Source organism: Micromonospora sp. NBC_01796 (genome assembly GCF_035917455.1).
In the GTDB taxonomy this organism is placed as follows: domain Bacteria; phylum Actinomycetota; class Actinomycetes; order Mycobacteriales; family Micromonosporaceae; genus Micromonospora_G.
On record NZ_CP109078.1, the window covers coordinates 4855887 to 4881241 of the forward strand.

Genomic DNA, 25355 nt, shown 5'->3' on the forward strand with positions numbered 1-25355 from the left:
CTTAATGACGAGCCGTCGATCGGTGGCCGAATCGTATCTTCGCGGAGGACTCCATGGGGGGCAAATCAATCCGGGCCGCCGGCCTGCTGCTGGCCGCGATCGCCGGTGTGGCAAGCGTTGCGCTGACGGCGACGCCCGCCGCCGCGCACAACTCGCTGACCAGCAGCGATCCGAAAGACGGGGCCAGCCTGGCCAAGGCACCCGCTCAGGTGACCCTGACCTTCCTGGCCCGGCTCGACCCTCGGGCCACGAAAATCACCCTTACCGGACCGGATAACGTTTCGGCCGCAAGTGCCGCGCCGACCTTTTCCGGCTCCAAGGCCACGGTGGGGTTCCGGCCCGGACCAGCCGGCCTCTACACCGTCGGGTACGAGCTTCCATCCAGCGACGGCCACCCCATCAAGGGCAAAATCAAGTTCACCCTCACCGTAGGCACAACCCCCACCGAGCCCCCCACCCCATCGGCAACCCCAGCCGCAGCACCCACACCCACACCGTCCGCCACCACACCCGCCCCCGCCCTAACCCCACTGGCCGGCAGCGGCCAGGACAAGGACGGCGACTCAACCTGGTGGCCCTGGGCCATCGGCGCCGCCGTCGTACTGCTCGCAGCGCTGATCGGCACCCTGCTGACCCGACGCCACCGCTCCCGCACCACCTGACCAAGCAACCAACCGATCGATCCAGCCACTGAAGCAACTAAACCCTGACGAGCGAAAGGTGGGGGCCCGCCGTGCCCGCGGCGGGGATCAAGCCTGACGACCCAGAGCGGGCACGGCGGGCCCCCACCCACCAGAACAAAAGATCAGGGCAACCGAACCCGAGCCCCCCGCAACCGCGCGAGCGTACGCTCCCGCCCCAGCACCGTCAGCGACTCGAACAACGGCAGCCCTACCGTACGACCCGTCACCGCGACGCGTACCGGTGCCTGGGTCTTGCCGAGCTTCAACCCCCGCTCGGCGCCGACCTGCTCCAGCGTCGTCTTCAACGGCTCGGTGTCCCACGTCTCCAACGCCTCGAAGGCGGCGATCGCGGCGTCGAGCAGCTCGGCCGAGCCCTCCTTCATCGTCTTCGCCCAGGCCGCCTCGTCGATCAGCGGGCTGGCCAGGAAGAGGAAGTCGACGTTCGGCACGATCTCGCTCATGACCGCAATCCGGGTCTGGGCCAGTGCCGCCACCGCCGCGAACGCGGCCGGGTCGAACTCGTCCGGCTCCCAGGGCGGCGGGGCGATCGTGTCGGTGCCGGTCAGCCACGGCTGGCAGGTGGCGATGAACTCCTCGACCGGCAGGGCGCGGATGTAGTCGCCGTTGAAGGCGCGCAGCTTCTTCTCGTCGAAGAAGGCCGGTGAGGGGTTGACCTCCTCCAGCCGGAACTCCGACTCGATCACCGACCAGGGCACGATCTCCCGGTCGCCGGACGGCGCCCAGCCGAGCAGCATCAGGTAGTTGCGCATGGCCGAGGCCAGGTAGCCCTCGTCCTTGTACGCCTCTAGGGCCACCTTGTCGCGCCGCTTGGAGAGCTTCTGCCGCTTCTCGTTGACCACCACCGGCACGTGTGCCCAGATCGGGGGCTTCACCCCGAGGGCCTCCCAGAGCAGTTGCTGCTTGGGGGTGTTCGGCAGGTGCTCCTCGGCCCGGATGACGTGACTGATCTCCATGATCATGTCGTCCACGACGTTGGCCAGCAGGAAGACCGGCGACCCGTCGCCCCGGGCGATCACGAAGTCCTCGATCAGCCGGTTCTCGAAGGTCGGCTCGCCCCGGATCAGGTCGACCACCACGGTCTCGCCCTCGTCCGGCGTACGGAAGCGCAGCGCGCGACCCTCGCCCGGCCCGAGGTTCTTGTCGCGGTGGTAGCCGTCGTAACCCTGGTACTGCGAACCGGTGCGGGCCTGGACCGCCTCACGGGTGCAGTCGCAGTAGTAGGCGCGACCGAGGCCGTAGAGCTTCTCGGCGGCGGCCCGGTGCTGGTCGGCGTTGGCGGACTGGAAGTACGGGCCCTCGTAGCTGCCGCGTTCGATGCCGATCCACTCCAGCGCGGAGAGGATGCCCTCGGTCCATTCGGGCTTGTTCCGGGCAGCGTCGGTGTCCTCGACCCGGAGGACAAAAACACCGCCCTGTTGCCGGGCGTAGATCCAGTTCTGGAGGGCCGAGCGGGCACCGCCGACGTGGAACATGCCAGTCGGGGAGGGGGCGAAGCGTACGCGTACCGTCACGGGCCAAGCCTACGGGCGACCCCGTACGCCCCCGCCACCAGGTTTCCGAACGGTCCGATTATCGTCGCCTCCGGCCATCGCGCCGCTGACCAGGGCTGGTCAACGGTGCAGAACCGGTCGATCGGCGGCAACCGGCCGCAACGTGGACGAGAGCGGGCGAGGGGAGGCGCGGATGGTCCGGCTGGATGCCGTACGCCGGTTGGCTCCGGTGCGGCGGCTGGACTGGTCGGCGTGGCTGGCGCTCGGTCTGTTCGCCCTCGGTCTGGTGCTGCTCGCCACCGGGCTGGTGCCGGCGGCCGACGCCGACGCCACCCTGCACCGGATCGCCCCGATCCTGGTTTTCCTGTTCGCGGTGCTGATCCTGGCCGAGTTGGCCGCGCGGGCCGAGTTCTTCGACGTCCTGGCCGCCCGGATGGCGATCGCCGCACGGGGCAGCTATCCGGCGCTGTTCGGGCTGAGCGTGGCCCTGGCCGCGGCGACCACCATGATCCTCAACCTGGACACGACGGCGGTCCTGCTCACCCCGGTGATGCTGGCGGTCGCGGCCCGCGCCGGGATCGCCCCGCTGCCGCTGGCGATGACCACGATCTGGCTGGCGAACACGGCGAGCCTGCTTCTGCCGGTGTCGAACCTGACCAACCTGCTCGCCGCCGACCGGGTGGGTCTGCCGGTCCTCGGGTTCGCCGAGCGGATGGCGCTGCCGCAGCTCGCGGCGCTGGTGGCGACCGCGGCCTGCCTCTGGTTCTGCTACTGGCGCCGGGGGCTGCGATCCGAATCGCGCTACCAGCCGCCGCCGCGCTTTCACCCCCGCGACCTGGTCCTGTTCCGGGTGGCCGCGCTGACCTGCGGGTTCTTCGTGGTGGGCATCCTGGTCGGGGTGCCGATCGCGGTGGTGTCGGTGGTCGGCGCGGTGGTCCTGCTGGTGGCGTTCGCCGTCCGGGACCGGGCACAGGTGCGCTGGGCGCTGATCCCGTGGCGGCTGCTGGCCCTGGTCAGCGGGATGTTCCTGATCGTGGACGCGGTCGGCCGGCTCGGCCTGTCCCGGCTGCTGGGTGTCCTGGTCGGTGTCGATCCCGGCCTGGGTGGGGTGTGGCGGGCCGCGGCCACCGGCGGCGTACTGGCCAACCTGATCAACAACCTGCCGGCGTACGTGGCCGCCGAGGCGGTGGTCCCCCTCGGCCACACCAACCAGCTCCTCGGCCTGCTGATCGGGACCAACGCCGGACCGCTGGTGCTGCCCTGGGCGTCCCTGGCGACCCTGCTGTGGCTGGAACGGTGCCGGGCCGCCGGGTTGAGCCCACGCTGGCCGCGCTTCCTGCGTACGGGCGCGTTGACCGCGATCGTGACGGTCGCCGCCGCCGTGAGCGTCCTGCTCCTGGAACGGTGACGGCGGCTCAGGGTACGGAGCGGATGTTGACCACCAGGGCGCTGCCGAGCAGGGTGACGGCGGCGGTGACCGCGTACAGGGTGGGGTAGCCGCCGAGGTGGACCACGATCGGGGCGGAGAGCGCCGGCCCGAGCACCTGCGGGGCCGCATTGGCAATGTTGATCACGCCGAGGTCCTTGCCCCGGTCGGTGGCCACCGGCAGCACCTGCGTGATCAGGGCCGCGTCGACCGCCAGGTAGACGCCGTAACCGGCACCGAGCAGGAGTGCCGCGACCAGGGCGGCGGGCCAGATCGGCCAGGCGGCGAGCAGCAGGGCCGCCACCGCCATGATCACACCGGACCAGATGACAAAAACCTTCCGCCGCCCGGTCCGGTCCGACAGCCGTCCGGAGACGACGGCGGTGGCCATCATCCCGGCGGTGTAGAGCAGGATCAGGACCAGCAGGCCCGCTTCCGGGTCGCCGTGGCGGACCTTGTCCTGGAGGAAGTAGAGCAGGTAGAGGGTGCCGAGGGCGTTGCCCATCTGGACCAGGAACCGGGTCCCCCAAGCCCAGGCGAAGTCCGGGTGCCGGCGCGGGCTGATCCACATTCCGGCGATCAGTTCCCGCCACCGCAGCTCGGACCGGTGCGTACGCGGCAACGGGTCGTCCGGGGTGAGCAGGGCGAACGGGAGCGCCAGCAGCAGCAGCGCACCCGCGATCACCAGGTAACCGGCGCGGGTGCCGGTGACCACGGTGGTGACCAGGACCGCACCGACCACCAGCCCGAGCGCCTGCGGGATGCCGACCCACCCGGAGACCCCGCCCCGCTGCACCACCGGCACCCGGTCCGGGATGGCGGCGGTCAGGGCGGCGAGCATGGCGTTGAGGCTGAGCTGGGCGGCGACCCAGGCCAGGGCCACGCCGAGGATGGTCCGCTGCTGGGCGAGGAGCAGGAACGAACCGGCGGCGAGCAGTGCGCCGAGGACCGTCCAGACGTGCCGGCGCCCGACCGCCCGACCCCACAGCCGCAGGGAGGTACGGTCCGACAGCGCCCCGGCCAGCGGGTTCGCCAGTACTGCGGCGAGCGCCCCGAGCCCGGTCACCACCGCCAGCATCCCCTCCTTGCCGACCGGTGAGATCGACTCGACCTGCTGCGGGAGCAGGATCTGGATCGGGGTGAAGAACGCCATCCAGACGCCGAGGTTGGCGCCGAAGATCAGTGCGATCCAGCCACGGCGTACCGGGACGGTCGGTTCGGTGAGAGCGGCGGGCAGGGACGCCGGTACGGGCTGCACGGTGGTCATGCTTGACCGCTGATCAGGTCGTGGTACCAGGCGTACGAGGTTTTCGGGGTGCGAGCCTGGGTGTCGAAGTCGACGTGCACCAGGCCGAACCGTTTCGTGAACCCCTCGGCCCACTCGAAGTTGTCCAACAGCGACCAGACGTAGTAACCGCGTACGTCGACGCCGTCGGCCATCGCCCGGTGCAGTGCGCGCAGGTGCCCGTCGAGGTAGGCCACCCGTTCAGGATCGTCGCATCGACCGTCCGCGTCGATCGTGTCTTCGTACGAGCAGCCGCCCTCCGTGATGTGGATCGGGGGGAGGTTGTCGCCGTACTCGCGGTGCAGTCCGGTGAGCAGTTCGTGCAGCCCGTCCGGGTCGACCGGCCAGCCGAAGCTGGTGGTCGGGTAGCCGTCCAGCGGCACCAGGTCGAACGGGAGCGGGCTGTCCGGGTCGGTTGGCGCGCGTACGCCGGTGGGGTTGTAGTAGTTGACGCCGAGCGCGTCGATCGGCGCGGCGATGGTGTCGAGGTCGCTCGCGTGCACGATGGACGGGTCGGTGCCGGGGATCTCGGGGTAGCCGCGACCGAGGATCGGGTCGGTGAACAGCCGGTTGTGCAGGGCGTCGTAGGCCGCACCGGCGGCCCGGTCGTCGTCGGTGGAACCCTGGAGGCGGACCGGGGAGTAGTTGTTGGTGATGCCGATCGGGCTGGTGGTCAGGGCGCGCAGGGCGGTCACCGCGAGCCCGTGCCCGAGGAGTTGGTGGTGGGCGACCGGGAACGCGTCGAAGAGCTGCTGCCGGCCGGGGGCGTGGACGCCGAGCCCGTATCCGAAGCTCATGTGGACGAACGGTTCGTTGAGCGTGATCCAGAGTTTGACCCGGTCACCGAGCCGGCCGGCGACCAGGCTCGCGTAGTCGGCGAACCGCCCGGCGGTGTCGCGGGCCAGCCACCCGCCCCTGTCCTCGAGGGCCTGCGGCAGGTCCCAGTGGAACAGGGTGGCGACCGGGTCGATGCCCCGGTCGAGGAGGGCGTCGACCAGTCGGTCGTAGAAGTCGAGGCCGTCGGGGTTGGCCGGGCCGGTCCCGTCCGGCTGGACCCGGGGCCAGGCGATCGAGAAACGGTACGCCCCGACGCCGAGCCCGGCGAGCAGTTCGACGTCCTCGGCGTACCGGTGGTAGTGGTCGCAGGCGACGTCCCCGGTGCTCCCGTCGACGACCGTCCCGGGGGTGCGGGTGAAGGTGTCCCAGATCGACGGTCGGCGGCCGTCTTCGCTGGTCGCGCCCTCGATCTGGTACGCCGAGGTGGAGACGCCGAAGGTGAATCCGGCGGGAAACTCGGGCAGCCGAGCGCTCATCCACCCCTCCTCGAAACGCGAAAGTTGTTCGGACTGTAGTCCCTCGGCGTGTCGTTGGATAGGCGTCCGGTTTGGTGCCAATATGCGCATAAGCTCCGAATGTTCGTACGATGTCCTCAATGGAGGCAGCTAGAGATGATGCTCATTGAACGCAGCGTGCGGGTGGCAGCGAACATCGACGCGGTATGGGACGTGGTCCAGCGCGCCGAGCGGCTGCCGGCCTGGCTCGCTGGAGTACGCCAGGCCGAGGTCCTCTCGGGTGAGGGTTTCGGCCGGCGGCAACGTGTTCGGGTCATCCGTGGCCCGGCGGTGGACGCCGAGGTGATCGCCTACCAGGCACCCACGCTGATCGCCTGGCGCGAGCGGATCGAGGGGTCCGGCGCCCGCGCCGAGGCCCGTACCGAGGTCTACGTGGAACTCGCCCCCGACGGGGACGACGCCACCGCGGTCCGGCTGATCATGGTCCGGTGGCCCGCCGGCCCGATCCGCGGCGCCCTGCTGCGCTGGGGCATGCGGCGCGTCGGCGCCAACCTGGAAGGCTCACTGGAACGGCTCACCGGCCTCGCCACCGTGAGCTGATCCTCTCGACGGCCCGTCTTTTCGGTGTGGTGCTCGTGTCGCGCCGACGCGTTACGGAATGACGGTCTGCTGTCGGCGGCGGTGGCCGGCGACCTTGTGCCGGTTGCCGCACCGCTGCATCGAACACCAGCGCCGCCGGCCGGGGCGGGACGTGTCCAGGTAGAGCAGGGCACAGTTGTCCCCGGCGCACCTGCGTACCCGGTCGATGGCGGCGGTGCCGAAGATCCGTACCGCGTCGCGGGCGATCTCGGTGACGAACTGACCGGCGGTGACCGGCCGCTGCCAACCGGCCGCCCCGGTCACCGGATCCCACCTCGGCACCAGCCCACGCCCGCCCGCCAACTCGTTGATCACCGCCAACTCGGCCCCGAACCGCCCCCCGCCCACGGCCGGCGCGTCACCGGTCGACCCCTCGCCCGGCGAGCCGTCGGCGCCCGTCGTCGCCACGGTGAACGCGACCGACCAGATCGCCTCGCGGAGTCGCCTCAGGTCGGCCAGGTCCTCGGGACCGGCGTCGACCTCGGCCGGATCCACCCCGTGTGCCGCCAGGTCGAGCCGGCTGAGCGCGGCCCAGGTGACGATGTCGGCCGGGCTGTGCAGCACCTCGAACCTGGCCCGGAACCCCTCGCCGCCGGTGGTGCAGACCAGCTCCAGGCAGAGCGTTCCGGCGTCGAAGTCGAAGACCTGCCCGTCCGGGTGGTGCAGGGTGATGACGCCGGCCATGTAACCACAATAGGCGGTTACCGGACGGCCGTTCCAGGCGAGGGGAAACGGCGCGGGCCCGTCCGGCTGGGCTGGGGGATCCAGCCAGCGGACGGGCCCGCGTGGAGACGTACCCGGGGACTATCCGATCAGGAGTCGCCGCCGGTCTCGCCGACCGGAGCCGCCGAGATGTCGTTGATCGCGTACTTCTGGGCCGCCTCGGCCGGCACCGAGGCGGGTACTACACCGCGGAGCGCGAGCTGCCGCAGCGTCGCCACGGTGATCGACTCGGCGTCCACGTGGAAGTGCCGGCGCAGGGCGTGCCGGGTGTCGGACAGACCGAACCCGTCGGTGCCCAGCGACGTGTAGTCGCCCGGAACCCAGCGCGCGATCAGGTCCGGCACGGCCCGCATCCAGTCGCTGACCGCGACGACCGGGCCGGGCGCGTCGGCGAGCTTGCTGGCGATGTACGGCACCTTCGGCTCGCTGCCCGGGTGGAGCAGGTTGTACTCCTCGGCCTGCACCGCGTCCCGGCGCAGCTCGGTCCAGGAGGTGACCGACCAGACGTCGGCGGCCACACCCCAGTCCTGGGCCAGCAACTGCTGTGCCTTCAGGGCCCACTGGATGCCCGTACCCGAGGCCAGCAGGTTGGCCCGCGGGGTCTCGCCGCCCGCGGAGTTCGAGACCGACGGTGCCGGTGCGTAGCGGTAGATGCCCTTGAGCAGCCCCTCCACGTCGACGTCGGCGGGCTCGGCCGGCTGGAGGATCGGCTCGTTGTAGACGGTGAGGTAGTAGAAGATGTTCTCCGGGTCCTCGCCGTACATCCGGTGCAGGCCGTTCTCCAGGATGTGCGCCATCTCGAACGCGAACGCCGGGTCGTACGCGACGACGGCCGGGTTGGTCGCGGCGATCAGGTGCGAGTGGCCGTCCTCGTGCTGGAGGCCCTCACCGTTGAGCGTGGTCCGTCCCGCGGTGGCACCGAGGACGAAACCGCGCGCCATCTGGTCGGCGGCGGCCCAGAACGCGTCACCGGTGCGCTGGAAGCCGAACATCGAATAGAAGATGTACAGCGGGATCATCGGCTCGTCGTGGGTGGCGTACGACGACCCGGCGGCGGTGAACGAGGCGACCGAACCGGCCTCGTTGATCCCCTCGTGCAGGATCTGCCCGGTGGTCGACTCCTTGTAGGACAGGAACAGCTCCCGGTCGACCGAGGTGTACTTCTGCCCGTGCGGAGAGTAGATCTTCTGGGTCGGGAAGAGGGAGTCCATACCGAACGTACGGGCCTCGTCCGGGATGATCGGCACCCACCGCTTGCCGAACTCGCGGTCCTTCATCACGTCCTTGAGCAGGCGGACGAAGGCCATCGTGGTGGCGATCTTCTGCTTGCCCGAGCCGCGCTTGACGTCGGCGAACCGCTCCGGGCCGGGGATGGCCAGCTTCTTGCCCTCGGTCCGGCGCGACGGCAGGTAACCGCCGAGCTGCTGCCGACGCTCGCGCAGGTACGCCAGCTCCTCGGACTTCTCACCCGGGTGGTAGTACGGCGGCAGGTAGGGGTTGCTCTCCAGCGCGCTGTCCGGGATGTCCAGGTAGAGGCGGTCACGGAACGACTTCAGGTCGTCCAGGGTCAGCTTCTTCATCTGGTGCGTGGCGTTGCGGCCCTCGAAGTGCGAACCGAGCGTCCAGCCCTTGATGGTCTTGGCGAGGATCACGGTCGGCTGGCCGGTGTGCTCGGTGGCCGCCTTGTACGCCGCGTACAGCTTGCGGTAGTCGTGCCCGCCCCGCTTGAGGTTCCAGATCTCGTCGTCGCTCATGTGCTCGACGAGCTTGCGGGTGCGCTGGTCCCGACCGAAGAAGTGCTCCCGGACGTACGCGCCGGACTCGGCCTTGTACGTCTGGTAGTCACCGTCCGGAGTGGTGTTCATCAGGTTGACCAGTGCGCCGTCGGTGTCCGCGGCGAGCAGCGGGTCCCACTCCCGGCCCCAGACGACCTTGATCACGTTCCAGCCGGCGCCCCGGAAGAACGACTCCAGCTCCTGCATGACCTTGCCGTTACCGCGTACCGGGCCGTCCAGCCGCTGGAGGTTGCAGTTGATCACGAAGGTGAGGTTGTCGAGTTCCTCGCGGGCGGCCACGCCGATCGCGCCCAGCGACTCCGGCTCGTCCATCTCGCCGTCACCGAGGAACGCCCACACGTGCTGCTGGGACGTGTCCTTGATGCCACGGTTGTGCAGGTACCGGTTGAACCGGGCCTGGTAGATGGCGTTCATCCCGCCGAGACCCATGGAGACGGTGGGGAACTCCCAGAAGTCGGGCATCAGCCGCGGGTGCGGGTACGACGGCAGGCCGCCACCCGGATGCGACAGCTCCTGCCGGAACCCGTCGAGCTGGTGCTCGGACAGCCGTCCCTCCAGGTACGCGCGCGCGTACATACCGGGGGAGCCGTGGCCCTGGTAGAAGATGTGGTCGCCGCCACCCGGGTGGTTCTTGCCCCGGAAGAAGTGGTTGAAGCCCACCTCGTACAGCGAAGCGGAGCTGGCGTACGTCGAGATGTGTCCGCCGACGCCGATCTCCGGGCGCTGCGCGCGGTGCACGAGCATCGCCGCGTTCCACCGGATGTACGCCCGGATCCGGCGCTCGACGTGCTCGTCGCCGGGGAACCAGGGCTCGCGCTCCGGGGGGATCGTGTTGATGTAGTCGGTGGTGGTCAGCGGCGGTACCCCGACCTGGCGCTCTCTCGCGCGCTCCAGCAGACGGAGCATGACGTAGCGGGCGCGTTTGGCACCGCGCTCGTCGATCACTCCGTCAAGCGACTCGACCCATTCGCTGGTTTCTTCAGGGTCGATGTCCGGAAGCTGGCTCGGCAGGCCGTCGCTGATTACCGGGCGCTTGCGTTCCGTGGCCACAGGCGTTCCCTCGGTTGTGTGTGGGATTAGTCTCTGGCGCCATCCTGCCCCCTCATGCCCGGTTCCGTCACGCCTAGTGGCCGCAGACGCGACACTCGACACATGTACCCTCCAGTAACTTGGCGGCAACATGTTTGTCAGCTAACCGACGGTGGCGAAAGCTGGCGCCCGGTTTGTGGGAGGAACGGACCCTTCCCGACCACTCCGGCAGACTGTGCCCCATGCACACCGAAGTCATCACTGTCCGGACCGGCTCCCGTCCCGTGGTCCGGGACATCACCCGGGAAGCCCAGCGGTTCGTCGACGGTCAGGGCGACGGCCTGCTGCACGTCTTCGTCCCGCACGCGACCGCCGGACTGGCGCTCATCGAGACCGGCTCCGGGTCCGACGACGACCTGCTCAGCGCCCTGGACGACCTGCTGCCGACCGACGACCGCTGGCGGCACCGGCACGGCTCGCCCGGCCACGGCCGCGACCACGTTTTGCCCGCCTTCGTGCCCCCGTACGCGACGGTTCCGGTGCTCGCCGGGCAGTTGGCCCTCGGCACCTGGCAGTCGATCTGCCTGGTCGACCCGAACGGCGACAACCCCACCCGCCAGGTCCGCTTCTCCTTCCTCCCCGCCTGACCTCCCTGCCCCCACCCTTCAAAAACTCCGCACCCCCGAAGAACCCCCACCCCCTCCTCCGGGGGTCCCTCTTGTAGAGAAAGAGTGGCTATCCACCCTCGGATAACCACTCTTTCTCTACAAGAGTGCGGATCTTGGGGTTAGGGGCGGGCGGTCTCCTGCGCGGTGGTGTCGGGGGTGGCGAGGGACTGGCGCTGGGTGGCGGCCGGGGCGGGGTCGAGGGGGCGGTCGTAGGTCTGGTGGAGGCCGGGGACGCGGTCCTCGATCACGAACGAGGCGCGGGTGTACGCGGGGGCGTCCGGGGTGCTCACGTACGGCAGGACCTCGAAGTCGGCCTTCAGGTGCTCGTTGGTGATCTTCGTGAGGACGAAGCCCCGCTGGTTGTTGTAGAACCGCAGGTGCGGGTTGATCCCGAGGAACGGGTGCTCCGACGGGACCGAGTCGGCGCCGTCCCCGCCCGAGGTGATCGAGGAGCAGACCAGTTCGGTGCCGACCGTACGCGAGGTCGGGTCGGCGTAGTCGAGCTTGAGGTCACTGGCCCAGTGGGCGTGCACGTCGCCGGTGAGCACCACCGGGTTGCGTACGCCCGCGCCGAGCCAGCCCCGGGTGATCCGGTCACGGGAGGCGACGTACCCGTCCCAGGAGTCCATGCTGGTCACCGTCGCCGGGCCGGCGTTGTTGTCCCGCTGGGCGAAGAAGACCTGCTGGCCGAGGATGTCCCAGCGGGCCGACGAGCGGCGGAACCCGTCGATCAGCCACCGCTCCTGGGCGGCCCCGGTGATCGAACGGGCCGGGTCGACCGCCGCCGGGCAGTCCTTGTAACCGTCGCCGCACCCCTGGTCGTCCCGGTACTGCCGGGTGTCGAGCATGTGGAACGTGGCCAGCCGGCCCCACTGCACCCGCCGGTAGAGCTGCATGTCGATCCCGCGCGGGATCGACGTACGCCGCAGCGGCATGTTCTCGTAGTACGCCTGGAACGCCGCCGCCCGCCGGGCCGGGAACTCCGGGTCGGCCGCCTCGGGTACGTCGTCGGCCCAGTTGTTCTCCACCTCGTGGTCGTCGAAGACCACCAGCCACGGCGCCACCAGGTGGGCGGCCTGGAGGTCGGCGTCGGTCTTGTACTGAGCGTGCCGCTGCCGGTAGTTGGCCAGGGTGCGGGTCTCCGGACCCTCGTGGTCGCGCGGGTTCCCGCCGGGGATGTTGTACGTGTCCGGGGCGTACTCGTACTGGTAGTCGCCGAGGTGCAGGATCAGGTCCGGGTCGGCCTCGGCCAGCCGCTTGTACGCGGTGAAGTACCCGTGCTCGTACTGCGAGCAGGAGACGAACGCCATCGCCAGGGCCCCACCGACGCTCCACGGCGGGGGTGCGGTACGGGTCCGGCCGACCGGCGAGGTGTACCGCTCGACGTGGAACCGGTAGAAGTATTCGCGCCCGGCCGCCAGGCCGTCGAGTTCGACGTGGACACTGTGTGCCGCCTGCGGGCGGGCGAGCGCGGTGCCGGTGCGTACGACCCGGCGGAACCGCTCGTCGGCGGCGAGTTCCCAGCGGACCGGCACGGTACGGGCCGGCATGCCGCCGAGACCGTCCTCGGCCAGGGGCTGCGGGGCGAGCCGGGTCCAGAGCACGAACCCCTCGTGGTCGGGGTCACCGGAGGCCACCCCGAGCGTGAACGGGTCCTCCCGCAGCGGCCGAGCCGGCGTAGCACCGGCAGCGGCAGGCAACCCGCCCACCGCGCCGACGGCACCGACCGCCGCCCCACCGAGCAGCAGAGTACGTCGAGAAACTGACACGGAAATCTCCCCAGGATCCGGAAAACACGGACCCCCGCAGCCTCTCGATCTCCCGTTCACCCCCCACCGCCCCCGCCTTACCCCCAGCCGAACACCAGGCGAAGACTCCCGTCGATCTTGCAGTTGTGGTCGTCCACATAGGCCACGATTCCGACATACGAGGCACCACAACTGCAAGATCGCCGGGGGTCGGGGCGGGGGGCGGGACGGGGGTGGGGTTACACGGCGATGTCGCGGCGGGTGAAGAGGTAGGTGCCGGCGGCGACCAGGAGTGTTGTGGTGGCTAGGAGGAGTAACGGGCCGGTGGTTTGGAGGCCGTTCACCAAGGGGTCGCCGGACAGGTACCAGTGGAAGGGGGAGAGGTTCTGGGCCCAGGCGAGACCATCCACCTGGGGGAGGACGGAGTTGGCCAGGTAGGCGAGGACGGCTACGGCGGCTGCGCCGCCCAGGGCCGCTGCGCGGCTGCCGGTGGCGCCGCCGATGGCGAAGGCGAGCGCGCCGAAGGTGGCCCCGAACAGGGCGAGTTGGAGGCTGATCGCGGCCAGTGCGCCGGCCCCCACACCCTCGAACTCGGCCGGTCCGCTCAGGGCGATCATCACCAGGGCGAGCAGGCCGCAGATCAGCACCAACCCGAGCAGCAGGGCGGCGTACCGGTGCAGGGCGAGCCGGGCCCGGCCGACCGGGTGGGCGAGCAGCAGGTCGAGGGTCCCGGCCTCCTCGTCCCCCGCGATCGCGCGGGTGCCGGCGGCGATCGCGAAGACGGTCACCAGCAACGGTACGAGCAGCCCGTAGACGGCTCCGCCGAGGTAACCGGCGGCAGTGGTCAGGTCGCTGTAGTTGAACGCCTCCAGCAACCCTTCCGGGTACGCGGCCAGCGCCTCCGCCATCTCCGGGTTCTGCATCGTCGGCCAGAAGGACGCGTACATGGCGCCGACGGCGACGATCGCCACGGTCCAGCCGAACAGGGACCGGCGGGTGTCGAACAGAGCCTTCGTGAACGGGTTACGCAACAGCATGATGCGCCTCCTGCCCGCTATCGCTGTGCCCGGTCTCGCTGTAGTAGCCGAAGAACAACTCCTCCAGGTCGGGCTCCTCGGCCCGCAGACTCAGTACGGTGTGCCGGCTCGCCGCCTTGACCAGCGCGTCGGCCCGGCCGTCCAGCCGGCACCGCAGGGTGTGCCCGGCCACGGTCACGTCACTGATGTTCGGCAGCGAGGCGAACTCCTCCGTACCGACCGGCTCCTCGAACACGATCTCGACCTGGCGTACGGCGCGTTCGCGCAGCTCCTCGACCCGCTCGACGGTGATCAGCCGTCCCTCCCGGATGATCCCCACCCGGTCGGCGGTCTGCTGCACCTCGCTCATCACGTGCGAGGACATGAAGACGGTCTGCCCGGCGGCCTTCGCCTCCCGGACCATGGCGACGAACTCCTGTTGCAGGAACGGGTCCAGCCCGCTGGTCGGCTCGTCCAGGATGAGCAGCTCGGGGGAGTGCATGAACGCCTGCACCACACCGATCTTCTGCCGGTTGCCTTTGGACAGGCCCTTGATCCGGCGGTCGAGGTCGAGCCCGAGCCGCTGCGCGAGGTCGTCGATCCGGGACCGGGGCACCCCGCCGCGCAGGTTCCCGAGGTAGGTGAGCAGGTCCCGCCCGGTCTGCCGCCCGTCGACCACGAAGTCACCGGCGAGGTAACCGATCCGCCGACGCAGTTGTACGCCGTGGGTGCGCGGGTCGGCGCCGAGGACGCGTACGCGACCGGAGGTGGGGCGGATCAGGTCGAGCAGGATCCGGATGGTGGTGGACTTGCCGGAGCCGTTGGGGCCGAGGAACCCGTACACCTCACCGGGCTCGACCCGCAGGTCCAGTCCGGTCAGGCCACGGTTGCGGCCGTACGTCTTGGTGAGGTTCTCGGTGCTGATGGCCGATTCGGTCATCGGCCTCTCCTCTCCGATGGTGTTCGACGCGCCCGATGGTCTTCGGTGCGCCGCTAGCGGTCGCCCGCCTCCGGTCGCGCCATCTTCCGGGCGTGTTCGGTCTTGAACCGTTCGATGAAGCCGGGTAGCTCCCGTTCGACGAAGGCGTAGAGGTCGCGGGTATAGACGAGCCGGTCGGTCAGCGGTGACTGTTCGCCGCCGAGCAGTTCGATGCCCCGGTCCATCAGTTGACGGAAGAGGCGGAACCGTTCGGACTCGGCGACCCGGGTGAACGCGTCGGGCATGAGCTCCCAGGCGATGCCGCGCCGGCCGGGGTTGGCCACCTTCCGGACCAGGCCGGTGCTCTCCAACATCCGGATCCCGGTGCTGACCGAGCCCTTGGACAGGCCGGTCATCTCGGCGATCTCGGTGGCGGTCGCGTACGGCGGGTCGCAGATCAGGAGCCAACCGAGGACCTTGCCGTACGCGGGCGGCAGGCCCAGTCCGGTCAGCACGATGCCGGCGTCCTCGACGTAACGACGTTCGGGGGAGAACTCGACCACGGATCCTCGCTTGTTCCCAATGTTCAATGATTTGCAAACTAACCGTACGACGACCCGTCAAGCCCCTGCCCCACCCGCGCCCGCCGGAAGTCGCACCCACCGAAGACTCCGACACACCCCGCCCGGCCCGCTCATGATCGTTGCGCGCTCACCTGTCGGAACGGCGGCTCGGAGAACAGCTCAGCGCGCAACGATCATGGACGTGACCTTGGCGATAAGAGGGCGGTAGGTGGTCTATGCGCGGGTACCGTCCTGCCCATGGCGCAGATCGGCGACCCGGCCACGGCCCCCGCCCCGGCGGCCACGCCTGCCGCCGTGGCGGCGACGGCAGGCCCGGCGGGTGACGGTGGGCTGGCCGGTGAGGTGGTGCGCCGGATCATGCACGTGTCCGGGGCGATGCGGCACTTCATGGACCTCGACCTGGCCGAACTCGGACTGACCCCGGCGGTCGCGAACGCCCTGCACGAACTCGACCCGGACCGCCCCCTGCCCGCCCGTGACCTGGCCGAGCGGCTCGACTGCGACCCGTCGAACATCACCATGCTGGTGGACAAACTGGAGCGCCTCGGACTCGTACGCCGCCAGGTCGACCCGGCCGACCGCCGGCTGCGCACCCTGGTCGTCACCGACGAGGGTCGGGACGTACGCGAGCGGGTCGGGCGGATCATGTCGGACTCCCGACTCCTGGCCGGGCTGAGCGCCGACGAGTTGGCCACCCTGCGCACCCTGATGTGGAAGGTTTCCGACGGCGGCTGTCCGGAAGAACCCGCACTGGGCTGATCGGCGCGCCACATCCGCAGCGCGGCGACCGTGTCTGAGTGGTCAGTGGTGGCAGAAGTCGGTAATGCTGTCCGACGTGACCACCCCTCAAGATCTCGACGATCGGTTCCGGGAGGCGGTCGGCGGTCTGGTCGTACCCACCCCGGTACGCTCGGCCGACGGGCCGGTCCGCGACGGCGCCACGCTCACCGGCGTACGTGCCATGGAACTGTTCGACGCCCAGCTCACCAGCCGGCACCTCGACCTCGCCGCGCGTTGGCTGCGCAGCTTCGGTGAGGGCTTCTACACGATCGGTTCCGCCGGCCACGAGGGCAACGCCGCGGTGGCCGCCGCCGTACGCGCCACCGATCCTGCCCTGCTGCACTACCGCTCCGGTGCCTTCTACGCGGCCAGGATGGCCCAGGCTGCCGCCGTACCGGCGTTGGCGGGTGACGGTGACGGGGGCGACGAGGCTTCGAGCCCGGTATTCGGTGATCCGATCGCGAACGCTGCTCGGGACGTGCTGCGCGGGATCGTCGCCTCGGTGCAGGAGCCGATCGCCGGTGGCCGGCACAAGGTCTTCGGCAACGCCGCCCTCGACATCATCCCGACCACCTCCACCATCGCCTCCCACCTGCCCAGGGCGGTCGGGGTCGGGTTCGCCGTCGAACGCCTGCGCCGGGGTGCGGCCAACCCCGCCGCGCGGCACCGGGGCGGCAGCCCGAGCCGGCTCACCGACGCCCGTACGGCCGCCGCCGAGGCACGAGCGGCCTGGCCGGCGGACGCGATAGTGGTCTGCTCGTTCGGGGACGCCTCCGTCAACCACGCCAGCGCCACCGCCGCGTTCAACACGGCGGGCTGGTGCGACCACACCGGCCTGCGGATCCCCGTACTTTTCGTGTGCGAGGACAACGGGCTGGGGATCAGCGTCCGGTCACCGGACGGGTGGGTGGCCGCCGCGCTGTCCGCGAAGCCCGGCATCCGCTACTTCGCCGCCGACGGCTGCGACCTGGCCCAGGCGTACGACGTCGCCAGCGAGGCAGCAGCCTGGGTACGCCGGCACCGGCGCCCCGCCGTCCTGCACCTGTCCACGGTGCGGCTGATGGGACACGCGGGGGCGGACGCGGAGGTGGCGTACCGGCCGGCGAGCGAGTTGCAGCGGGACCTGGGACGGGACCCGCTGATCGGCACCGCCAAACTGATCGTGGAAGCGGGGCTGGCCACCCCGGAGCAGGTGATCGCGCGGTACGACGCGGTCGGCTGGCAGGTGCGCAAGGTGGCCGAGGAGGTCCTCGGCGAGGCCAAACTGACCACCGCCGCCGACATCGTCGCCCCGCTCGCCCCACGCCGGCCCGTACGCGTCTCCCGTACCGTCGCCGAGGCGGGGACCTGGGGGGCGGGACCGGGGGCCGCCGCACGGGCTGCCGCGTTCGGTGACCGGCTGCCCGAGGCGGCGGGACCGCTGACCCTGGCACAGACCATCAACGCGGCGCTGGCCGACGGGATGCTCGACTACCCGGGGATGACCGTCTTCGGCGAGGACGTCGCCGCCAAGGGCGGGGTGTACGGGGTGACGAAGGGGCTGCGGGACCGGTTCGGCGCCTCCAGGGTCTTCGACACGCTCCTGGACGAGACGAGCGTGCTCGGGTTGGGGCTCGGTGCCGGGCTGGGCGGGATGCTGCCGGTCCCGGAGATCCAGTACCTGGCGTACCTGCACAACGCCGAGGACCAGTTGCGCGGCGAGGCCGCCACCATGCAGTTCTTCTCCAAGGGGGCCTACCGGAACCCGATGGTGGTACGGGTGGCGGGGCTGGCGTACCAGGAGGGGTTCGGCGGGCACTTCCACAACGACAACTCGGTTGCCGTACTCCGGGATGTTCCCGGTCTTGTGCTCGCGGTCCCGTCGCGGCCCGACGACGCCGCGCCGATGCTGCGCTCGTGCCTGGCCAGTGCCGCGGTCGACGGGACCGTCTGCGTCTTCCTGGAGCCGATCGCGCTCTACCACACCCGTGATCTTTACTCTGACGGCGACGACGAGTGGTTGGCGCCCTACCTGGGGCCGGGTGGCTGGGCCAGCGGACACGTGCCGATCGGCCGGGCCAGGGTCTACGGCGTAGGGTCCGCCGAAGACATCACGATCATCACTTTCGGTAACGGCGTACGCATGTCCCTGCGAGCCGCCTCCCGGCTGGCCGAGGAGGGCATCGGGACGCGGGTGGTGGACCTGCGTTGGCTGGCCCCGCTGCCGGTCGCGGACATCTTCCGGGAGGCTTCCGCCACTGGTCGGGTGCTGGTCGTGGACGAGACACGCCGGTCCGGAGGGGTCGGTGAGGGCGTGGTCGCCGGCCTGGTGGATGCTGGATATGTGGGTGTTGTGCGACGCGTTGCGTCAATTGACTCGTTTGTACCCTTAGGTCCGGCTGCGCGCGAGGTGCTGGTGTCCGAAGATGCCATTACCCAGGGTGCCCGTACGCTGCTGGCACGGTAAATTCGCATCCACTCGGTGCGCCACTTGCGCCGAGCCGAACAACTGTGTGGACTCTGCCCTACCGGCACCGACTGGTGCCGGGTTGTAGCTGAGATGAGGAGGCACGCGACAGTGAGCGCGACCGCTGGTCAGGCCGCCGACGGAGTACGGAGCCTGGCGGACCGGTTCGGCATCGAGCCGGGCATGGTCGTCATGGAGATGGGTTACGACGAAGATGTCGACCAGGAACTCCGTGACGCCCTGACCGACCGCTGCGGAGAGCTGGTCGACGAGGACACCGACGAGGTGGTGGACGCCGTACTGGTCTGGTACCGGGACGGCGACGGCGACCTCTTCGAGCTTCTCGTGGATGCCCTCGGCCCACTGGCCGACAACGGCGTGGTGTGGCTGTTGACGCCCAAGGCCGGACGTGACGGCCACGTCGAGCCCAGTGAGGTGAGTGAGTCGGCACCAACCGCCGGCCTCCAGCAGACCTCCACGATCAACGCCGGCAAGGACTGGAGCGGGGCCCGTCTGGTCCTGCGCCGGGGAGCCAAAGTGAAGAAGTAGCGTCACCACCCAGTGCGGAGAAGGCGGGGTGCCGGTCGGGGGAGACCGGTGCTCGGTTGATCCGCGTGCCATTCGTGACAGGAGCCGATCCATGCCGATCGAGGTTGGTGCCCAGGCGCCCGACTTCGTGCTGAAGGACCAGAACAACCAGGAGGTACGCCTCTCGGACTTCCGGGAACGGCGGACCGTACTGCTGGTCTTCTACCCGCTGGCCTTCTCCGGCACCTGCCAGGGCGAGCTGTCCGAGGCACGCGACAACCTCGGCGAGTACGTCAACGACAACGTCCAGTTGTTGACGATCAGCGTCGACTCGGTTTACAGCCACAAGGTCTGGTCCATCGAGCAGGGCTACGAGTTCCCGCTCCTGGCCGACTTCTGGCCGCACGGCGAGGTGGCCCAGGCGTACGGCGTCTTCAACGACGTCAAGGGGTACGCCAACCGGGGCACCTTCGTGATCGACAGGGCGGGCGTGGTCCGCTTCGCCGAGATGAACGCCCCCGGCGAAGCCCGCGACCAGGCAGGCTGGCGCAAGGCGCTGGCCGTGGCCACCGCCTGAACAGGGTCTCAGCGTGGTCTTGGGAGGTTCCCCGCGTGGGGATGCGGGGAGCTTCCAAGATCTAAACCCCCGGGGTACGCCGCCTCAGGTGACCCGGAGCCACGCGGCAGGGTAAGCTTGCCGCCGCCGGACGCTGCACGTACGAGCGTTCCCGGGCGCGTAGCTCAGTGGGAGAGCACTCGCCTTACAAGCGAGGGGTCGCAGGTTCGAAACCTGCCGCGCCCACATAACTTCTTTGAACTGCGGAAGTGTTTGCAAAGCATGATGCCGAAGCGTTCGATCTGAGGTCGCGGTGAGGACTTTTGGGCGTCGGGCGGGACGATGATCAGTCCCGCGCGCGTCCGGCTAGAGACTCAACTCCCCGGATGGAGAAGGAGACCTCGTCGGGTTGCGGTACGGATCTGGGTGGTTTGCGCCCGCTATCCAGCCTGCCATCGACCCGCGTAAGTCGACCGAAGCCAGCTCCCGTCACGAGATGTCAACGGTGCAACCGACGTGGTGTGCCTGGTGGCCGTCCGCTCTTAGGGTGGGCGGGCCGATGGCAGGCGGAATTGCCAGAACTACTTAGGGGAAGGACTCGCAGAGTTTGGCGCCATGATTTCCTTCATGATGCGGTATAGAAACTCGCAGTTTGTCCCAGAGGCCTTCAGTTCGCCGCGAATGCTGGACAAGCCGCTTCCGGCAGTGCCCATGAATGCGACCGACACCCTGGAAGAGAGACTGGCTTCACCGGGATGGAAATCGGTCCTCTTCAAGCTAGAAAGTGCGATTGCGTTAGTGAACCGATAGAAATCCACACTATCTTCGGTCATGAAGTTGTGGGCTTCAGACATGAAGTCGGAAGAGAAGAACCAAGCGCTCTCGTAGATTCGTCCCTCCTTCCCGGTGACTTCGCTAATGAAAGCGCGGCCGATTTTCTGATCGTTGGGCAGCAAGTCTTGGGTTAGGGAGAACAGTTCCTGTATCCGTGACATTACGTTTATGGATACATCGATCCGCTCAAGGTATTGAACTATGTTTGAAGGAAGGCTCATGGGGTGTTTCCTCGCTTCCGAACCTCCATGATCATCCCTTCCATATAATGCAGAACATGTCCAAGGTAGTTGGGCAAGAACTCGGGACTTTCGTAGTCCCACTGCCATTTCTTATCGCGTGGCGTCGACCTGGAGCGCCGCTGTTCGTAGTAGTCATGAGTGAGTTTACGAATGACGTCCTGCAATTGTGTTGTTACCTGAATCTCCAGTCGAACACGAATAATTTCTGTGTCCCAGTCCAGCTTGGGAATTTCTAAGTCGAACCAGAGGTAGCAATGTGCTGCGTAGTAGCCTTCGTCGCGCGCTTCAAAGTCAGCCGCAAATTCATGCCCGTATTTCTCTGCAATTTCCTTCAGTTTCGCAACTAGAAACTGTACGCCATCTAGATACTTGACCACGACAGTGGTTCGTACAACATCATTAGTTGCTACGTACCAGTTGGCAGGTGTGATCCAGTTCTGGTCCGGTGGATGTGGCCACCGATCGTTGTTCAGTACATTCTTGCGATAAGTCTTGTCCAGGATTGAGTCATAGGGCTTCAGATATATGTTCGGTACATCCAGGTTGGCTAAAAGTCGGTAACCTGTAGCGATTGTGTATTCGTCGTTGAATTCGCGCAAGTTTGCTAAAATCGCCTGCCATGCTTCAGATGTCGCTACGTCGTTCCGAATCTTTGCACCTACCGTCTCGTAGCGCCCTTTTGTGGCAAGGGCATTACCGGCCGCTTGGTCCTTAGACGCAAGCCATTGTGGATACTCTCCCCATGCGGGACGATTTGCCTCTTTCGAGTCTTCCTCTGTGCCTACCACCGAGCGGGCCTCCACGGTACTTGATCAAATCATAAGTCGGCTGCGCGTGCCGTCCGCCTCTGGCATCAGATTCGCTTGCTTGTCTCGTGCTGAGGGTGAATCCATCAACGTCAGATGGCGGTTTGAGCACGCCGGGTGAACTCGCACTCACGACGGCTGCCCGACTTTACAACCAAAGGCTCCGTTGAGTCAGCCCCACCGGTCGGCTGACGGACAGCAAGCAACACGGCGGACAACGCGCTGCAACATGTCGCTCGGACCTTACCTTTTCTCTCCGCACATGCTGCCACCAGCCAGGATGGCTACGAGCTGATGTGGGTGAGTCTGGTGCAGTGGCAACCACGCCGACCCGACGAAAGACCTGAACTCCTGGGCCACCCCGACAACCGTCAAACTGAGCAAGGCCGAACAGGTCATCGCTCGCGACGCCACCGTCCGTATGGAGTGTCAAGGTTTCCTTGCCGCGGTGCTCCGGGCGCAAGCCTGCTCTAGGGGCGCGGATTGACGGCCTACGGGATGGTTGACGGTGGATTAGAACATTTCGCCCTGTAGTGGGCATCGGTTCTCGTAGGGACGAGCGCGGTGAGGCGCGTTGAGTGAGGCGGCGCTATCGATTGCCGAACTGGGACGGACGAACGTCGAGGCTGCTGCGGTGCGGGCGACCCACGTGGTAGATCTCGCCGCCTCGATCAATTCACCGCGGATCGAAACGGTACGCGACCTCCAGCGCCGTATCACTCCGTACGGTGGGGTATACGAAGTGCAGGCTTCACCGCCCATGCTGTCGAACTTCTGGGGGCTTGCCGCTTAGTCGGACGCTCAATCATGCTCCCTGAGCGCGAGTCGGCAAGGTAGCTGGAGAACCTGGGCCGTACGGCTTACTCCGATTGGTGCAAGGTGCAACTACCCTGCACCAATGCGAGTTGACTGGGGCAATGTGCCTGGGTGGATCGGATCTGCGTCCCTCTTGCTTGCCTTTCGGGTCTTCCTTCGAGATCGAACGGCTGCTGAACGAGCGCAAGTAGATGTTGTCGGTATCTGGTGGAAGACCGAACGCGAGTTCAGGTTCACGGGTGAGTCCCGCGTAGAGGAGTTCCGATTCAAGACCTATGTCCGCAATGGTAGTGACCTGCCCGTAGAAGTCACCTATGCTGCCTGCGAAATACGCACGCGTTGGTTGGTTCCTGACATCGGGCAGGCTTACCTCGATCGAGACCATCCGCAGTATCCCGGTGCTTGGTCTGTTCAGCCTGGGCTGCGGTTCGACCAAATGTTTATTGGTCCGATCCGCGTGCCTCCTCAGGAGACATGGGAGGCGGACTGGCAGAACCATAACGTTGCGCACCTGGCGCCGAACCAGGCTGTACAACTCGAACCATTCGTAGATGGAGTGCATTGCGTTCTTAACTGGGCCATCGTTACTGACAACGCGGGCCGGCGCTGGCTTACCCATCATCAGTACGGGCGGCGTGCGCGCCGGATGCGCTGGTACACCTGGGGTGGGGCATACTTGCCCCACTCCTACAAAGGCAAAGGTGCCCGTGCGGTAAATAAACTGTGGATTCGAGTCACTGAACGGTCAAAAGAATTGTCGGCGGCATTGGTCAAACTCGTGAAGGCCCGCTTGCGCGACTCGTAATGCACTACCTAGCTGCGGTTTGCTTCTTCGCAAAGCGTGCTGCGCGAGCCTTAGCAACTCGTTCTGGAGCTTGAAATACTTCTTCTAATACCTCGTCCATCAGGGTGAGCACCAAGTCGGTATCCTCGGGGGAGACGGGGTCTACGAAGTCCCCGTGAGCCATATCGTTCCCGAGATGTCTGACTTCGTGCGCGCCTTCCTTTACATATTCTCGAATCAATCCATTGGTATGCATCTGATCGATCTTGGAAACCAGGCTTCCGGTCGTTATGCCTTTTTGCTTTGCTGTTGCCTCGATTGCCGATCGGGCTAGTAGAACCGCGGCTCGGTATGCCTTGATGCTATTGCAGCGATACGCTTCATCTGCGGTTTCTGCGATGTGGTCCGGTACATCGCTAAACTGTTTACCGCCTACCTGTTCTGGCCACATTCGTAGAATTTTTCCGCTGCCATCTACGACTGTTATTACAAGCCCGTGGCATAATTCGTTGGCACACATCTCTACGCGCGTATGCAGTTGAGTCGTGCGGCCCATGTTGAATGCTAATGGGGGAGTTCCGAGGTTCTGGAGAGATTGGAAATTCGTCAATGAGTGGCAGAATGGGCAGGTGGTGGCGGCCATAGTCGGCAATGGTAACAGTCTTGGTTGACTTACGGGGTTTGCTGCCTGGAGGTAACCCCGGCGAGCCGACAGCGAGCGCGAGTACCGTCTCGGTCGGTCGTCCCTCAGAGCCGGGTGCGCTGGTGTCGTTGCGAGTCTCGTTCGGGCGACGGCTTGATGTACGCGCGGGACGTTGCTTTGACCAACTCGGGTCCGCTCGTTCGCGATTGCTGTCACCGGCATCCGTACCTGCTGAAGGTCCCCGCTGGCCTTGAGGTGTTCGTGACTTATTGATTTCTTGTGGGTACCGTCCGCATCGGTCTGAGTTGGCGCGAGTACCGTCAGAAGTCAGACGGCCGCGTGCGGGAGGGGGGATCTCATGGTCCTAGGAAGCGACGTTGGAATGACGCCGGGCCAGCGGATCAAGCTCTATCGTCAGCGAGCCGGTCTGACCCAGGAGGTGGCCGCGCAGCTCAAGGGCGTGACGGTGTCCGCCTGGCGAAAGTGGGAGTCTGGCGAGCGGTCGGTCACCTCGTTGGGTGATTGGATCGAGATCGCCCGGATCCTCAAGGTCCGGGACCTCTACCGGCTGACGGGCCTGCCGGTAGGCAGCCTCCCCGACGAACAGGCCGAACACGAAACCGTTGCGCCGGTACGTGCCGCGCTGCACTCATATACGCCGAGGCTTGACGGCCCGCCGGACCTGGATGGGCTGCGGCGGGGCATTGAGTGGGGCTGGAACGCCTGGTACGACTCCGGGGACCGGTACTCGCGTACGGGGTCGGTGTTACCGGAGCTGATCACTCGGGCTCGCGCGACCGTTGCAGTTGTCGACGGGGCAGCAGCGCCGGGAAGCGCAGCGGGCGACCGCTGATCTGATGATGCTGGTGCGGGCGTTCGGTAAGCGCATCGGTGCTCTGGACGTGTCGTTGCTCGGGGCTGACCGGGCGCTCGCTGCGGCCGGCGACGCTGACGATCCGATATACCGGGCCGCCGCCGCGTGGCACATGGCCAACGTCCTGTCGGCCGCCGGGCATGCCGAGGAATCCGGGGCGCTATGTCGTGACGCAGCCGCTGACCTGGCAAGGGTTGATGACCAGAACGAGGAGCGGATTGCCCTACTCGGGGCGCTGCACCTCATGCTCTCGGTACAGGAAGCGCGGTTGGGTAGCGACCGTCGGGCCGAGGCGGCGCTCGATTTCGCGGAGCGGACCGCCGCGACCACCGGCGAGACGCTGTGGCACCACCTTTACTTCGGGCCGATCAACGTCGGCGTGCACCGAGGCGCTGTCGCGTTGGAGCTGTCACGGCCGGCCGAGGCGCTGCGGATCGCGGAACGGGTCGACGTGACCCAGTCACCCAGCCGGGAGCGGCAGCACTCGCATTACATACACCTGGCCCGGGGATACGCGACCCAACGCGACGACCTGGCCTCTGTGTACATGTTGGTGCAGGCGGACCAGGCGATCCCTGAGGAGTCGCACCTCAACCTGGTCATGCGCGCGCTGGTGCGAGAACTCCTCGTACGCGAAACACCGACCACCCGACCGGAACTCCGGCCGTTGGCCCAGCGGATCGGCGTTGCCTAACTACCCCACTGCGGGGTAGTTCCACGTACCGTG

At 67.6% G+C, this 25355-nt stretch carries 22 protein-coding genes, 1 tRNA gene and 1 pseudogene; 12 read left to right on the plus strand and 12 right to left on the minus strand.

The window, feature by feature from the left end:
* The first annotated feature begins 53 nt into the window (after positions 1-53).
* Complete coding sequence (locus OIE47_RS22480) at positions 54-662, plus strand: copper resistance CopC family protein (RefSeq protein WP_326556506.1); 609 nt, start codon at positions 54-56, stop codon at positions 660-662.
* Between the two features lie 143 nt (positions 663-805).
* On the opposite strand, the gene gltX is transcribed toward OIE47_RS22480, so the two are convergent.
* Positions 806-2215, minus strand: a complete 1410-nt coding sequence (gltX, locus tag OIE47_RS22485; RefSeq protein WP_326556507.1) for a glutamate--tRNA ligase — start codon at positions 2213-2215, stop codon at positions 806-808.
* Positions 2216-2387: 172 nt separating this feature from the next.
* Here gltX and OIE47_RS22490 point away from each other — a divergent pair, with 172 nt between their 5' ends.
* Positions 2388-3602, plus strand: a complete 1215-nt coding sequence (locus OIE47_RS22490; RefSeq protein ID WP_326556508.1) for an SLC13 family permease — start codon at positions 2388-2390, stop codon at positions 3600-3602.
* A gap of 7 nt (positions 3603-3609) precedes the next feature.
* Here the strand turns inward: OIE47_RS22490 and OIE47_RS22495 are convergent, their stop codons facing one another.
* Entirely contained in the window at positions 3610-4887 is a 1278-nt protein-coding gene (locus OIE47_RS22495; protein ID WP_326556509.1) for an MFS transporter, read from the minus strand.
* A complete protein-coding gene (locus OIE47_RS22500; protein ID WP_326556510.1) occupies positions 4884-6218 on the minus strand; it encodes a GH1 family beta-glucosidase in 1335 nt (444 codons plus the stop codon). Before OIE47_RS22500 ends, OIE47_RS22495 begins: the two co-directional genes overlap by 4 nt.
* Before the next feature lie 135 nt (positions 6219-6353).
* On the opposite strand from OIE47_RS22500, the gene OIE47_RS22505 reads away from it, so the two are divergent.
* The gene (locus OIE47_RS22505; protein ID WP_326556511.1) at positions 6354-6797 is read left to right on the plus strand and encodes an SRPBCC family protein; all 444 of its coding nucleotides are present in this window, start codon (positions 6354-6356) and stop codon (positions 6795-6797) included.
* A 51-nt stretch (positions 6798-6848) separates the two neighbouring features.
* On the opposite strand, the gene OIE47_RS22510 is transcribed toward OIE47_RS22505, so the two are convergent.
* Together OIE47_RS22510 and aceE are read right to left on the minus strand one after the other, a co-directional pair.
* Positions 6849-7520, minus strand: coding sequence for a CGNR zinc finger domain-containing protein (locus tag OIE47_RS22510; protein WP_326556512.1), 672 nt, complete (start codon positions 7518-7520; stop codon positions 6849-6851).
* Between the two features lie 128 nt (positions 7521-7648).
* On the minus strand, positions 7649-10405 hold the full coding sequence (aceE, locus tag OIE47_RS22515) for a pyruvate dehydrogenase (acetyl-transferring), homodimeric type (protein WP_326556513.1): 2757 nt from the start codon (positions 10403-10405) through the stop codon (positions 7649-7651).
* Between the two features lie 221 nt (positions 10406-10626).
* Between aceE and OIE47_RS22520 the strand changes: the two genes are divergently transcribed.
* Positions 10627-11031: a YjbQ family protein gene (locus OIE47_RS22520; RefSeq protein ID WP_326556514.1), complete on the plus strand. Its 405-nt coding sequence runs from the start codon at positions 10627-10629 to the stop codon at positions 11029-11031.
* Between the two features lie 140 nt (positions 11032-11171).
* Here OIE47_RS22520 and OIE47_RS22525 read toward each other — a convergent pair whose 3' ends face one another.
* The 4 genes from OIE47_RS22525 to OIE47_RS22540 all read right to left on the minus strand — a co-directional run bounded on the left by OIE47_RS22525 (position 11172) and on the right by OIE47_RS22540 (position 15298).
* The gene (locus OIE47_RS22525) at positions 11172-12821 is read right to left on the minus strand and encodes an alkaline phosphatase D family protein (protein WP_326556515.1); all 1650 of its coding nucleotides are present in this window, start codon (positions 12819-12821) and stop codon (positions 11172-11174) included.
* 218 nt (positions 12822-13039) lie between these two features.
* The gene (locus tag OIE47_RS22530; RefSeq protein WP_326556516.1) at positions 13040-13837 is read right to left on the minus strand and encodes an ABC transporter permease; all 798 of its coding nucleotides are present in this window, start codon (positions 13835-13837) and stop codon (positions 13040-13042) included.
* On the minus strand, positions 13824-14756 hold the full coding sequence (locus OIE47_RS22535; RefSeq protein ID WP_326556517.1) for an ABC transporter ATP-binding protein: 933 nt from the start codon (positions 14754-14756) through the stop codon (positions 13824-13826). Before OIE47_RS22535 ends, OIE47_RS22530 begins: the two co-directional genes overlap by 14 nt.
* 53 nt (positions 14757-14809) lie before the next feature.
* Entirely contained in the window at positions 14810-15298 is a 489-nt protein-coding gene (locus OIE47_RS22540; RefSeq protein ID WP_326556518.1) for a GbsR/MarR family transcriptional regulator, read from the minus strand.
* 378 nt (positions 15299-15676) lie between these two features.
* On the opposite strand from OIE47_RS22540, the gene OIE47_RS22545 reads away from it, so the two are divergent.
* The 5 genes from OIE47_RS22545 to OIE47_RS22565 all read left to right on the plus strand — a co-directional run bounded on the left by OIE47_RS22545 (position 15677) and on the right by OIE47_RS22565 (position 19875).
* Positions 15677-16078 carry a MarR family winged helix-turn-helix transcriptional regulator gene (locus OIE47_RS22545; RefSeq protein WP_326563199.1) on the plus strand — a complete coding sequence of 134 codons (402 nt, stop codon included), beginning with the start codon at positions 15677-15679 and terminating at the stop codon, positions 16076-16078.
* A 202-nt stretch (positions 16079-16280) separates the two neighbouring features.
* Entirely contained in the window at positions 16281-18545 is a 2265-nt protein-coding gene (locus tag OIE47_RS22550; protein WP_442792183.1) for a transketolase C-terminal domain-containing protein, read from the plus strand.
* Between the two features lie 111 nt (positions 18546-18656).
* Complete coding sequence (locus OIE47_RS22555) at positions 18657-19094, plus strand: DUF3052 domain-containing protein (protein ID WP_326556520.1); 438 nt, start codon at positions 18657-18659, stop codon at positions 19092-19094.
* Positions 19095-19185: 91 nt separating this feature from the next.
* A complete protein-coding gene (locus OIE47_RS22560; RefSeq protein ID WP_326556521.1) occupies positions 19186-19650 on the plus strand; it encodes a peroxiredoxin in 465 nt (154 codons plus the stop codon).
* 153 nt (positions 19651-19803) lie between these two features.
* A tRNA-Val gene (locus tag OIE47_RS22565) sits at positions 19804-19875 on the plus strand.
* 335 nt (positions 19876-20210) lie between these two features.
* Here the strand turns inward: OIE47_RS22565 and OIE47_RS22570 are convergent.
* Together OIE47_RS22570 and OIE47_RS22575 are read right to left on the minus strand one after the other, a co-directional pair.
* Positions 20211-20684 carry a hypothetical protein gene (locus OIE47_RS22570; protein WP_326556522.1) on the minus strand — a complete coding sequence of 158 codons (474 nt, stop codon included), beginning with the start codon at positions 20682-20684 and terminating at the stop codon, positions 20211-20213.
* Entirely contained in the window at positions 20681-21508 is an 828-nt protein-coding gene (locus tag OIE47_RS22575) for a hypothetical protein (RefSeq protein WP_326556523.1), read from the minus strand. Before OIE47_RS22575 ends, OIE47_RS22570 begins: the two co-directional genes overlap by 4 nt.
* Before the next feature lie 577 nt (positions 21509-22085).
* Between OIE47_RS22575 and OIE47_RS22580 the strand changes: the two genes are divergently transcribed.
* Positions 22086-22304, plus strand: a complete 219-nt coding sequence (locus OIE47_RS22580) for a hypothetical protein (protein ID WP_326556524.1) — start codon at positions 22086-22088, stop codon at positions 22302-22304.
* Positions 22305-22409: 105 nt separating this feature from the next.
* Positions 22410-23132 (plus strand): hypothetical protein, encoded by a 723-nt coding sequence (locus tag OIE47_RS22585; RefSeq protein ID WP_326556525.1) that lies wholly within the window; start codon positions 22410-22412, stop codon positions 23130-23132.
* A 4-nt stretch (positions 23133-23136) separates the two neighbouring features.
* On the opposite strand, the gene OIE47_RS22590 is transcribed toward OIE47_RS22585, so the two are convergent.
* Entirely contained in the window at positions 23137-23754 is a 618-nt protein-coding gene (locus OIE47_RS22590) for a DUF4145 domain-containing protein (RefSeq protein ID WP_326556526.1), read from the minus strand.
* Positions 23755-24136: 382 nt separating this feature from the next.
* On the opposite strand from OIE47_RS22590, the pseudogene OIE47_RS22595 reads away from it, so the two are divergent.
* Positions 24137-25322: pseudogene (locus OIE47_RS22595) on the plus strand (helix-turn-helix domain-containing protein).
* The last annotated feature ends 33 nt before the right edge of the window (positions 25323-25355 follow it).